This window comes from Nocardia sp. NPDC058518 (assembly GCF_042719655.1).
Taxonomy (GTDB): Bacteria; Actinomycetota; Actinomycetes; order Mycobacteriales; family Mycobacteriaceae; genus Nocardia.
The window spans coordinates 590,106-601,666 of the sequence record NZ_JBHXNJ010000001.1 but is presented as its reverse complement, the minus strand read 5'-3'; the positions used below and the strand labels follow the sequence as shown (position 1 = coordinate 601,666).

11 protein-coding genes are annotated in these 11,561 nt (G+C 67.8%); 5 read left to right on the top strand and 6 right to left on the bottom strand.

The features are described 5' to 3' along the window. Positions 1-24: 24 nt before the first annotated feature. Both ACFWPX_RS02610 and ACFWPX_RS02605 read right to left on the bottom strand, forming a co-directional pair. Positions 25-966 carry a methionyl-tRNA formyltransferase gene (locus ACFWPX_RS02610; RefSeq protein ID WP_378925294.1) on the bottom strand — a complete coding sequence of 314 codons (942 nt, stop codon included), beginning with the start codon at positions 964-966 and terminating at the stop codon, positions 25-27. A 158-nt stretch (positions 967-1,124) separates the two neighbouring features. Next, a complete protein-coding gene (locus tag ACFWPX_RS02605; protein WP_378925292.1) occupies positions 1,125-2,945 on the bottom strand; it encodes an ABC transporter ATP-binding protein in 1,821 nt (606 codons plus the stop codon). Between the two features lie 77 nt (positions 2,946-3,022). On the opposite strand from ACFWPX_RS02605, the gene ACFWPX_RS02600 reads away from it, so the two are divergent. Then, a complete protein-coding gene (locus ACFWPX_RS02600) occupies positions 3,023-3,427 on the top strand; it encodes a MarR family winged helix-turn-helix transcriptional regulator (RefSeq protein WP_378925290.1) in 405 nt (134 codons plus the stop codon). 11 nt (positions 3,428-3,438) lie between these two features. Here ACFWPX_RS02600 and ACFWPX_RS02595 read toward each other — a convergent pair whose 3' ends face one another. Next, positions 3,439-4,062, bottom strand: coding sequence for a TetR/AcrR family transcriptional regulator (locus ACFWPX_RS02595; RefSeq protein WP_378925288.1), 624 nt, complete (start codon positions 4,060-4,062; stop codon positions 3,439-3,441). Between the two features lie 75 nt (positions 4,063-4,137). Between ACFWPX_RS02595 and ACFWPX_RS02590 the strand changes: the two genes are divergently transcribed. Further along, entirely contained in the window at positions 4,138-5,349 is a 1,212-nt protein-coding gene (locus ACFWPX_RS02590) for an oxygenase MpaB family protein (RefSeq protein ID WP_378925286.1), read from the top strand. A gap of 25 nt (positions 5,350-5,374) precedes the next feature. Here the strand turns inward: ACFWPX_RS02590 and ACFWPX_RS02585 are convergent, their stop codons facing one another. From ACFWPX_RS02585 to ACFWPX_RS02575, 3 genes are read right to left on the bottom strand one after another with little or no spacing between them, the layout of a single operon-like run. Beyond that, positions 5,375-6,166, bottom strand: coding sequence for an ABC transporter permease (locus ACFWPX_RS02585; RefSeq protein ID WP_378925284.1), 792 nt, complete (start codon positions 6,164-6,166; stop codon positions 5,375-5,377). Further along, the gene (locus tag ACFWPX_RS02580; protein ID WP_378925282.1) at positions 6,163-6,978 is read right to left on the bottom strand and encodes an ABC transporter permease; all 816 of its coding nucleotides are present in this window, start codon (positions 6,976-6,978) and stop codon (positions 6,163-6,165) included. Before ACFWPX_RS02580 ends, ACFWPX_RS02585 begins: the two co-directional genes overlap by 4 nt. After that, a complete protein-coding gene (locus ACFWPX_RS02575) occupies positions 6,975-7,925 on the bottom strand; it encodes an ATP-binding cassette domain-containing protein (protein WP_378925281.1) in 951 nt (316 codons plus the stop codon). Before ACFWPX_RS02575 ends, ACFWPX_RS02580 begins: the two co-directional genes overlap by 4 nt. A 167-nt stretch (positions 7,926-8,092) precedes the next feature. On the opposite strand from ACFWPX_RS02575, the gene ACFWPX_RS02570 reads away from it, so the two are divergent. The 3 genes from ACFWPX_RS02570 to ACFWPX_RS02560 all read left to right on the top strand — a co-directional run bounded on the left by ACFWPX_RS02570 (position 8,093) and on the right by ACFWPX_RS02560 (position 11,358). Continuing rightward, positions 8,093-9,319 carry a transcriptional regulator gene (locus ACFWPX_RS02570; protein WP_378925279.1) on the top strand — a complete coding sequence of 409 codons (1,227 nt, stop codon included), beginning with the start codon at positions 8,093-8,095 and terminating at the stop codon, positions 9,317-9,319. 117 nt (positions 9,320-9,436) lie between these two features. Continuing rightward, positions 9,437-10,954, top strand: coding sequence for an aldehyde dehydrogenase (gene adh, locus ACFWPX_RS02565; protein WP_378925277.1), 1,518 nt, complete (start codon positions 9,437-9,439; stop codon positions 10,952-10,954). Then, positions 10,954-11,358: a DUF779 domain-containing protein gene (locus ACFWPX_RS02560; RefSeq protein WP_378925276.1), complete on the top strand. Its 405-nt coding sequence runs from the start codon at positions 10,954-10,956 to the stop codon at positions 11,356-11,358. The genes adh and ACFWPX_RS02560 overlap by 1 nt, the downstream gene beginning before the upstream one ends. The last annotated feature ends 203 nt before the right edge of the window (positions 11,359-11,561 follow it).

Here is an 11,561-nt window from a genome sequence, read left to right as displayed (position 1 = left end):
GCCGGGCGCCGCGGAACCGGGAACTCAGGCGGGGTCGTCGGTGAGATATCCACCGCGAGCGAAGAACTCGGCACCGTCGTGTTCGGTGCCCGCCGCACTACGGACACGGGTGATCACCAATGCGTGGTTGCCACCCCGGTGCGGCTGGGAGCCACACACGACCGCGCCGCCACCTTCCTGAACGATGACCCGGCCGGCGGTGCCGCCGTAGCGCGCCTCCGAGATCACCGCGTCGAGAATCTCGATGCGCTCACCGCGGTAGTAGGAGTAGGCGCGCGGATACGGCGCCGACAGTGCCCGCACGAACCGCTCCGAATCGGCCGCGTCCAGGGACCAGTCGACCCGGCTGTCGCGATCGGACCGCTTGTGGAAGTAGGTGCGCTCGGCCTTGTTCTGCGGCGTCCACACCGCGGTGCCGTTCTCGAGGGCCGCGAGAGCCTCGTGCACCGCACCGGGGATCAACTCCATGCCGGCGAGGACGAGCTCGGTGCCGGTGGCGCCGGGCGGGATCGGCAGGCGCTGCTGGACCAGGATGTCGCCGGTGTCGAGCTGCTCGTCCATGCGGTGCACCGTGAGGCCGAATTCCTCGGCACCACTGATCAGCGCCCACAGCACCGGCGAGAACCCGGTGAACTTCGGCAGCAGTGAATCGTGCAGATTCAGGGTGCCGTGGGGCGGCATGTCGTACAGCTCCGCGGGCATCCAGGTGTACCAGCTGTTGACCACGATCACATCGGGTTCGGCACGCTTGACGAGGTCGATGGTCTGGGCGTCGGCACGTTCGGTGAGGTGCACCGGGATCCCGTGCTCCCTGGCCAGTTCCTCGACCGAATCGTTCCAGATCGCCTTGTAGGAGGATTCCGCGGCCGGATGGGTGACCGAGAGGACCACCTCATGCTCCGAGTCGATCAGAGCCTGCAGGGTCTTGCGACCCCAAGTTTGGAAACCGAACGACACGATGCGCATGGATCTACCTACCTTCGTCTATGTGTAGGCTTACCTTACATAGTCGTGGGTACGTTCTGTATGCCCGGCCGAGACGTGACCGCGTGGCCGGTCTCGATGCGGCCCGTCTTCGGATCAGGGCTGGGGCGCCGAGGTGTGCATTGCGATGGCCGGTTCAGTCAGGCTGCCGCGACCTCGGCGGCGCCGTTGAGCCGGGCGTAGCGTCCGCCGTCATCGATCAGCGCTGTGTGGTCGCCGAGTTCGACGACCCGGCCGTGGTGGAGTACGGCGATCTGGTCGGCTTCGCGGATGGTGCTGAGCCGGTGCGCGATCGTGATGACCGTGCGGCCCTGTGCCACCACGTCGATGGCGGCCTGCACCGCGCGCTCGGTCTCGTTGTCGAGGGCACTTGTCGCCTCGTCGAGCACCAGCACGCGCGGGTCGCGTAACAGGGTGCGGGCCAGGGCAATACGCTGCTTCTCACCGCCGGAGAACCGGTGACCGCGCGACCCCACCACGGTGTCGTAGCCCTGAGGCAGCGAGGCGATCAGCTCGTGGATCTGAGCGGCGCGGGCCGCGCGCTCGATCTCCGCGTCGGTGGCGTCGGGCTTGGCGTAGCGCAGGTTCTCGCGAATGGTTGTGTGCAGCAGGTAGGACTCCTGCGACACCACACCGACGATGCGAGCGAGGGTGCCGAGCTCCAGATCGCGGACGTCGACGCCGTCGATGCTCACCCGCCCGGCGGTCGCGTCGTGCAGTCGCGCGACGAGCGAGGCGAGAGTGGTCTTGCCGGAGCCGGTCTCGCCGACCAGGGCCAGCGTCGACCCGGGCGGCACGACGAGCGAGACGCCATCGAGCACGTCGGGGCCCGCCGCGTCGTAGCGGAAGCCGACATCCTCGAACCGGACTTCGCCCACGACATCGCGCGGGTCGAGGTCGACCGGCTGAGTCGGCTCATCGATCTCGACCGGAAGGTCGAGATAGCCGAAGATCCGGCTGAACAACGCCATCGAGCTGGTCACTTCGACACCCACGTTGAGCAGGGCCATCAGCGGCCTGAACAGCCCGGCCTGCAGCGTGGTGAAGGCGACCAGCGTGCCGATCGTCATGCCGCTGCTGGTCGCCGGAAGCCCGGCGGCGAGGTAGAGCAGGGCGGGGATGGCCGCGAACAGGATGCTCATGGTGGCCATCCGCCAGCGGCCCGCGAGCTGTGAGCGCACTTCGAGGCCGACCAGGTCGTGCGAGGTCTTCTCGAAGTGGGCGGATGCGAGAGGACCGGTGCCGAGGGTCTTGCCCAGCTGCACCCCGCTCACCGAAAGTCCCTCCTCGACCTGGCCGTGCAGGTCGGCGAGGTGACGTTGGCGCTGGGCGGTGATGTCGCGGCGCAGCAGAGCTACGCGCCGGGTCAGCCAGATCGCCGGCGGCAGCACCACCAGCGACAACAGCGACAACCGCCACGACAGCACCGCCATCGCGACGGCCGTGCCGACCACGGTGGTGACGTTGCTCGCGATGGAGGTCGCGGTGCTGGTGACCACGGACTGCATGCCGCCGACATCGTTGATCAGGCGGGACTGGACCTCACCGCCGCGGGTGCGGGTGAAGAACGCCAGCGACTGCCGCTGCAGATGGCGGAACACATCGGCACGCAGGACATGCATGACCTGCTGCCCGACGGTGGTGGAGATGAGCGTCTGGCCGACGCCGAGCGCCGCGGTGAGCACGGTGACGGCGAGCATGCCGCCCACGGCCCAGAGCAGCAGTGAGACGTTCTGGTGCGGCAGCGCGTCATCGATCACCAGTCGCAGCAGGAACGGCGAGGCGAGGCTGATCGTCGAACCCGCCACGATCAGGGCGGTCAGCAGGGTGAGCTGCAGCCGGTACGGCGCGAAGAGCGCGGCGATCCGGCGCAGGGACACGGGGGACTCGCGCAGTTGTGCGCGGTCGGCCGGGTCGGGTCGCCGGGTCCGGCCGCCGCCGGCGGAGACTTTCACTTCCATATGCAACCCCCTTGGGTTGTGATTATGCTGAGGTTACCTCACTATCTGGTAAGGGAAACACAGCGAGAGGCGGGTTTATGCCCGACAACGAGAGCGACCTGCTGATGCAGGTGGCCAGGACGCTCCGTCGGCGCTGGGCGGCGGCGTACGCGCCGATCGGGCTGACCCCGCACCAGGCCCGCGCGCTGCGCGTGACCGGCGAGCACGATGGTCTCCGGCTGTCGGCTATTGCCGACGCGTTGCGGATCAGCCCCCGGTCGGCCACCGAAGTGGTGGACGCGCTCGAGGAGGCCGACCTGGTCACGCGGGAGCCGGACCCGACAGACCGCCGCGCGATCCTCGTGGCGGTGACCGCGCAGGGCAAACGGACGCTGGCCACCCTGACCGCAGCTCGGACGAAGGACGCCGACGACTTCTTCGGACGACTCACCGACCACGAGCGCGCCTTACTGCGGGACATCCTCGGCAAGCTCGTCGTCTGAAGCGAGCAGCGTCAGTCGGATCTGTTCACCACGGCGAGCGCTAGTGCGGTGCAAAGCGTGGCCACTTCGGTGGTCGACTGGCGGGGGTCGCGCAGCCAGGCTTCGACGAGCTGATTGACCCCGCCGACGACGAAGAGTGCTTCCTGACGCCGGATCTCCGGGTTCGCGGGGGCGTCGAGGAACTCCGCGCTGTACTGCACGACGAGATCGGTGACGATGCCGACGGCGCGGGTGCGTAGTTCTTCGAGTCCGGCGACGCTGTGCGCATCGCTGGTGAGGATGCGGTGAATGCTCGGGTCGGCTGCGATCGTGTCGAGGTAGGTCGTCAATGCCTGCAGCAGCTTGCGTTTGAGCCCACCCGGCTCGGCCTGGCTCACCTCGACCATGATGGTGAACAGCTCCTCGCGCACCTGCTCGGCGACCGCGAGGATCAGGGCGTCCCTGGTGGCGAAGTGCTCGTAGAAGTAGCGCGGCGTCAACCCCGACGCGGCGCACACACGGCGCACGGTGACTTCGGTCAGTCCGGCCTCGCCCCAGATCTGCCGACTCGCGGCGAGGAGCTTGTCGCGGCGTTCGTCGCGTCTATTCGCCGCGCTGATTCCCCGGTAGGACCGGACCACCTCTGCACGCGCCATTGACAGCACTGTAGCAGCCGACCTAATTTGGATATCAGTCGTTATCCAGTTTGCGTCGCTCAACGAGGAGTGCCGATGGCCACCGTTCCCACCCGTCATCCCGATCGTCCACACCGCCCCCCGGCGATCGTCGGCGGCTTCGCGGCGATGCTGGGGGTCACCAGCCCCGACCCGGTTCAATGGCAGCAACTCGGCGAGGGTCTGCTCGTCGGCGACGAGGCGATGGATCGGTTGGTCGACTGGATGGTCACCACGGGCGCGAGGCAGATACGCCCGCTGTTCGATCGAGCGGTCACCCACGGCATCTCCTCGGTTCCGGAGGCGCCCGAACCGCTGCGCGAGTTCTTCGCCGCGGTGGAGGCCGTTCCGGTCTGGGTCGACCACGAAAAGCTCGTGCGCGGGGCCAAGGTCATGCTCACCGGCGGATCCGACGGCATGTACATCGCACGGGACGTCGCCATGCTCGGCGGCTACCAGTTCTCCGGCTTCAACAAGACGTTGTTGCGCACCGGAGCACTGGAAAAGGGCTCCAACCAGCGGTGGGCGGAGACGATGCAGTGGGCGATGGATGTCCTGTCCGAGGACGGATTGTCCCCGCAGGGTCTGGGGTACCAGTCCACGATCCGGGTGCGGCTCATCCACGCGTTCGTCCGCCGTCACGTGGCCGCGCTGCCGGACTGGCAGGCCGATGACTGGGGCTTGCCCATCAACCAGACCGACATGGCGGCCACGCTCGTCGGTGCCTTCATCGCACCCTCGATCGGGAGTATGGGGATGGGTCTGCTGCTCACCCCCGCCGAAACCGACGCTGTCGCGCACCTGGTCCGCTACGTCGGCTGGCTGCTCGGAGTCGAGGAGCGGTGGCTGCCGCATTCCTTCCGTGACGGCGTGCGCGTACTCGTGCACACGCTGTCCGCCTTGGCCGACCCCGACGAGTCGACTCGTCTACTCGCGGTGCCGATGTCACGAGACCCGCTGTCGTGGAACTACGACCGGCTGCCCGCGGTCCGCCGCAGGCTCGCCTACGCCCAGCACCTGTCGGTGACGGGGACGTTCCTCGGCCGCCGCGCGATGCGCGCGCTCGGGCTGCCGACGGTGATCGTGCCGTGGTACCCGGCCCTGCGTATCCCGACCAATCTCGTGCGCTCGGCCACCCGCCTGCTTCCCGGCGGGCTCGACCGGGCGGCGACTCGTGGTGCGCGGGAACAGGATCGGTTCATGCGCGTGCTGGTCAGCGCCGGACCGACCGTGGGCGCGGCCGCCGCGCGACTGACGCACGCGGCCTAGTAAGCCACAAAAGGCGGTGCGGGCTTCAACGCCGGCGGTATCCGCGAATGGCGAGCGTCGCGAAAACCGCCGTCAGCGCCACCGTCCACGCCAGCGCGCGCCAGGTGGGCGATGCGATCGGTCCGGACGACGCCAGCCCGCGCATCGCCTCCACCACCGACGACACCGGGTTGGCGGCGGCGACGGGCTGGATCCACGAGGGGAGATCCTGGCGTGGCACGAATCCGGTCGACAGGAACGAGGCCACCAGCAGGATCGCGTTGAGAGCCGAACCCACCGCCTCCCCGGACTTGGCGTAGACCGCGATCGCCACCATCATCCAGGCGACCCCGGTGCCGAAGATCAGCGGCAACACGACGAAGCCGATCACGCCGAGCACGCCGCCCGTGAAACGGAATCCGAGCAGATAGCCGACCCCGATCACCGCGAGCAGGGTGATCAGGTTGCGCACCGTATCCCCCGCGATTCGCCCGATCAGCGGGGCCGCTCGCGCGATCGGCATCGCCCGTAGCCGGCGGTCGAATCCCGATTGCAGATCGTCGAAGGTCGTCATGGCGGTGCCCAGCCCGGCGAACGCGATGCCCATCACGGCGAACAGCGGCAGGCTGAAGTTCACGTAGTCGGCCCGGCTGCCGCCGGGGGCGACCAGCGAGCCGAACGACACCGTCATCAGCACCAGCAGGATGAGGGGGAAGAACGTCGCCATCATCAGCAGGACGGGGTTGCGCAGCGTCACCCGGATGGCGCGGATCGTGAGTGCCCATCCGTCGATGAGCAGGTGCGGGCGGGGTCCCGTCGCGGTGCGGGTTTCGTTCACAGTGACCTCCGGTAGGCACGGGCCGCGACCGCGACACACACGACGAACCCGCCGCTCAACCACAGCAGAGCGATCGTGACCGGCCTGGCCAGAGCTGCCTCGGCGTCGGCCAGCGCACGCAGCGCGTCGGCGGTGCGGCTGAGCGGCTGGTTGGCGACGAACGGCTGCAACCAGTCCGGGAAGGCCTCGGTCGGTGTGAAGGCGTTCGACACGAGCAGGAACGGGAAGAAGATGACATTGGTGATCACCTGCACCGAGTCCACCTTGCCCGCCGCGAAACCGATCGCGATGAACCCGGTGCACACCACCGCGGCGAAGAACAGTGCGATGAGGCCGAATCCGATCGATGCGAGCACCCCACCACCGAGGCGGAAGCCCATGACGGCGCCGGCGGGCAGCAGGACCGCGATCGTCAGCAGCGCCCGGGTCAGCTCCGCGCCGACCAGTCCCAGCACCGGGGCGACCGGCGAGACCGCCATGGAGCGGAGCCTGCGGATCATGCCGCCGGTCACGTCCTCGACCGACAGGATGGCCGCCGACATGGCTGTGAACAGCATCGCCTGCAGAATCACCGCGGGCAGCAGGTACTGCCCGTAGCCGCTGCCGATCCGGCGCTCGACCACGGTGCCGAACACGACGTAGAACATCGTCGCGAAGATCAGCGGCAGCACGACGGCGCCGATGATGGAGGCGGGGCGTCTGCTCATCAACCGCAGGTGGCGACCGGCCAGGATCGCGGTGTCTGCCCAGATCGACGGATGTGGGCGGGGCGCCGCGGCAACGGCTTCCGATGGGGCGATGGTCGTCGTCATGGGGTGTCCTCTGTCTCGCCGGGGACGCTCGGGTGCCCGGTGAGGCGGAAGAACACGTCGTCGAGGGTCGGGCGGCGCAGGGCGATGTCGTCGACGGCGATCTCGGCGGCATCGAGCTTGCGCACGACATCGACCAGCGTCGCGGCACCCGAGGCGGCGACGGCGACGCCGTCGGTCAGCTCGGCGAACCCGGTCATATCCGCCAGCGCGGCGGCGATCCGGGGGCGGTCGCCTTCGGCCGCGGTGATGTGGCAGACCGAACCCCCGGCCTGGTCCTTGAGCTCGTCGGCGGTGCCGTCGGCGATGACACGGCCGTGGTCGACCACCACGATCCGGTCGGCCAGTTCGTCTGCCTCGTCCAGGTATTGGGTGGTGAGCAGGATGGTCATGCCGTCGTCGCGCAGGTCGCGGACCACGTCCCACAGCACCGCGCGGCTGCGCGGGTCGAGACCGGTGGTCGGTTCGTCGAGGAAGAGCACTTCCGGTTGGCCGATCAAGGATGCCGCGAGGTCGAGCCGTCGCCGCATGCCGCCGGAGAAGGTGCCGCTGCGCCGATCGGCGGCATCGGTGAGATCGAAGCGGCTCAGGAGTTCGTCGGCGCGCTCCGCCGCCCGCCGACGTCCCAGTTTCAGCAGCCGCCCGAACAGGGCCAGGTTCTCGCGCGCGGTCAGGTTCTCGTCCAGGGCGACGAATTGCCCGGTCAGTCCGATCACCGACCGGACCGCTCCCGCGTCGGCCACCACATCGTGACCGGCGACTCGCGCGTGACCCGCGTCGGGAACCAGCAATGTGGTCAGTACATCGATCGTTGTCGTCTTTCCCGCCCCGTTCGGTCCGAGCACCCCCGCGATCGTGCCCCGTTCCACCGCGAACCCGAGCCCATCCAGCGCGGTCACCCCGCCGAACCGTTTGACGAGACCCTCGGTCTCCACGGCATATTCCACCATGGAGGTAAACCTAACCTAACTCAGCCTGTAATGGCTAGGTGGCGGCATGGACCACGACCGTATGGCGAGGGACAGTCTGGCGGCCGGGCTGGGCGGAACTGTCCTCGATCGGACATAAGAGGCATGATGGAGTTCCTCGAAGAATGTGATGAGGAAGACACACCGCCATGGTAGACAGCAGTGCCCTTCGGCAGCGACGGGCGGCTCTAGAAGAAGAATGGTCCCGCCGGGTACCGAGCCCGTCCTCGGAGAAACCGGGAACCGGTAGCGAAATGCCTGTGCGCAGTGAAGTGGCGCAATCCTGGACGCGCTCGCTGCAGACGGTCGACCCGACCCGTGACGGCGCCCCGAGCAGCGAATTCGGTGATGTCGGACCGCGCTGGGCGGAATCGCCGCTACACGGTCCGGTGACCGAGTTGGCCGACCAGCTGCACGGAATCGCTTATGACGCCGACTATATCGCCGCGATCACCGATGAATCCGGCACCATCCTCTGGTCCTATGGCGGCCCGGTGATGCAGCGACGGGCCGAGCGCGTGAACTTCGCGCCTGGAGGTTGCTGGGACGAGGCGCACATGGGGACGAACGCGCTGTCGCTCGCCCTGCGCACGGGAGCACCGAGCACAGTGTTCTCGGCCGAACATCTGGTGGAGGCTCTGCACGGTTGGGTGTGTTATTGCGCTCCGATTCGGGCCGCCGACGGGCGTCAGCTCGGGGTGCTCGACCTCTCCACGACCTGGGACCGCTCCCACCCCCTGGCCATGTCGACAGTGCGGACCTTGGTCAGCGCCATCGAGAGTCGGCTGCCCGGCCGCTCCGCTGACACCGCGACCGGTGTTCAGCTCAGGTGTCTGGGTACTGCCCGGATGATGCGGGACGGAGTGCAGGTCCGGCTGCGGCGTCGCCAGCTCGAGATCCTCGCACTGCTCGCGCTCGAACCCGACGGATACACCCCGGAGCGGCTGAACTATGCCATCTACGGTGACCGGCCGATCATCTCGAGCACCCTGAAAGCCGATGTCTCGCATCTGCGGCGCGCGACCGGCGGCGAGATCGCCAATCGTGTGTATCAGCTGACCACCCCGCTTTCCTGCGATGCCGTGGATCTGCTGGCTTCGCTCGCGGCCGGTGATGTCGCGTCCGCGGTGCGGCTCTATCGCGGCCCATTACTACCGGGATCGGACACTCCAGGAATCGTGGAGTGGCGCGACTATCTGGAGGTCGCGATCCGCACCGCGGTGCTGTCGAGTGACGATGCCGAACACGCGCTCCAGTACGGGGCGCGGGCACTCGACGACATCGAGGTGCACGAGCACGTGCTGCGTCTGTTGCCGGTTCGCGATTCCCGCCGGGCTGTCGCCGCGGCCCGGCTGCACGCCGCGCTGCGGAGCTGAGCGCCGAACCCGCAAATCGTGGGTCAACTTTGTGCCAACCCTCCCCGCGCATAGTGACCTGAAGCACGACCGTCTTGTCGTGTGCTTCAAGTCACTTACTCAGCGAGGAGTTCGGTCATGATCTACGCCAAGCCCGGCACGGACGGCAGCATCGTCGACTACGCCGCTCGATACGACAACTTCATCGGCGGCGAATGGACTGCTCCGGTTGAGGGTCGCTACTTCGAGAATTCGTCGCCGATCGACGGCCAGGTCTTCTGCGAAGTCGCCCGGTCTTCGGCGGCGGATGTCGAGCTCGCTCTGGATGCCGCGCATCGCGCCGCCGCCGCATGGGGAGCCACCTCGATCGCCGAGCGAGCCGCCGTTCTCAACAAGATCGCGGACCGGATCGAGGCGAATCTCGAGCAGCTCGCGGTCGCCGAGTCATGGGACAACGGCAAACCGGTGCGCGAGACCAAGGCCGCGGACCTGCCTCTGGCCGTCGACCACTTCCGCTACTTCGCCGGGGTGGTCCGCGCGCAGGAGGGCGGGGTCAGCGAACTCGACGGCGACACTGTCGCTTACCACTTCCACGAGCCTCTCGGTGTTGTCGCGCAGATCATTCCGTGGAACTTCCCGATCCTGATGGCGACCTGGAAGCTGGCGCCCGCGCTGGCCGCGGGCAACTGCGTGGTGCTCAAGCCGGCCGAGCAGACGCCGGTGTCGATCCTCAAGGTGGTCGAACTGATCGCGGATCTGCTGCCGCCGGGAGTTCTCAACGTGGTCAACGGTTTCGGTGTGGAGGCGGGTAAGCCGCTGGCGTCGAGCCCGCGCGTGGCGAAGGTCGCCTTCACCGGTGAGACCACCACCGGCCGCCTGATCATGCAGTACGCCAGTGAGAACATCATTCCGGTCACCCTCGAACTGGGCGGCAAGAGCCCCAACATCTTCCTGGCCGATGTGATGGCCGCCGACGACGACTACCTCGACAAGGCCATCGAGGGCTTCGTGATGTTCGCGCTCAACCAGGGTGAGGTGTGCACGTGTCCGTCGCGCGCGCTGATCGCCTCCTCGATCTACGACGAGTTCATGGCCCGCTGCCTCGAGCGCACCAAGGCCATCATCAGCGGCAACCCGCTCGACGAGACCACCATGATCGGCGCCCAGGCCAGCAACGATCAGTTCGAGAAGATCCTGTCCTACATCGACATCGGCCGTGCGGAGGGTGCCGAGTTGCTGACCGGTGGCGGCGCGCGCAAGGTCGAGGAGTACCCCGGCGGCTTCTACGTCGAGCCGACGATCTTCAAGGGCAGCAACGACATGCGGATCTTCCAGGAGGAGATCTTCGGCCCGGTCGTGTCGGTGACGACCTTCGACTCCACCGAGGAGGCGCTGCAAATCGCCAACGACACCCTCTACGGTCTCGGCGCGGGCGTGTGGACCCGCGACATGAACGCCGCCTACCGCCTCGGCCGCGGCATCAAAGCGGGCCGGGTGTGGACCAACTGCTACCACGCCTACCCCGCGCACGCGGCGTTCGGCGGCTACAAGAAGTCCGGCATCGGCCGCGAGAACCACGCCATGATGCTCGATCACTACCAGCAGACCAAGAATCTGCTGGTGAGCTACTCCCCGAAGAAGCTCGGCTTCTTCTGATGCCGGACCGCGTCGATCGCGTCGAATTGACCGAACGCGCAGAAGCGTTGCTGCGTAACATTATTCGGCAATACGGTGCGGTCATGTTCCATCAGTCCGGCGGTTGCTGCGACGGCAGTGCACCGATGTGCTGCCGACGCGACGAGTTCCTCGTGGGGGCGGCCGATGTGCTACTCGGCACTGTCGGGGTGGATACGCCGTACTGGATGAGCGCGGATCAGTACGAGTACTGGAAGCACGCCCGCCTCACCCTCGATGTGGTTCCTGGACGGGGGAGTGGGTTCTCGCTCGAGGCGCCGGAGGGCCTGCGGTTCATCGTCCGCTCACGATTGCTCACCGACGCGGAATTCGACGCACTGGCCACTGCTCCGCCGCCTCGGGCCGGAGCGTATCCGGTCACCTGAGCCGACCGGCCGGGGACTTGTGTCCCCGCGCCTGGGCCACCGCACTACCGACAGCGCCGAGCCGGCGGGGGGGCGGGCGCGCCCGAGGGCGCCCCACCCCCCCGCAAAGCCGGACCCGGCAACACCCCCCCACCCCCCGGGATTGGCCACGATCACCGCGCCGACGGTGACACCCGCGCCGGGACCGTACGCGAGAACCACAC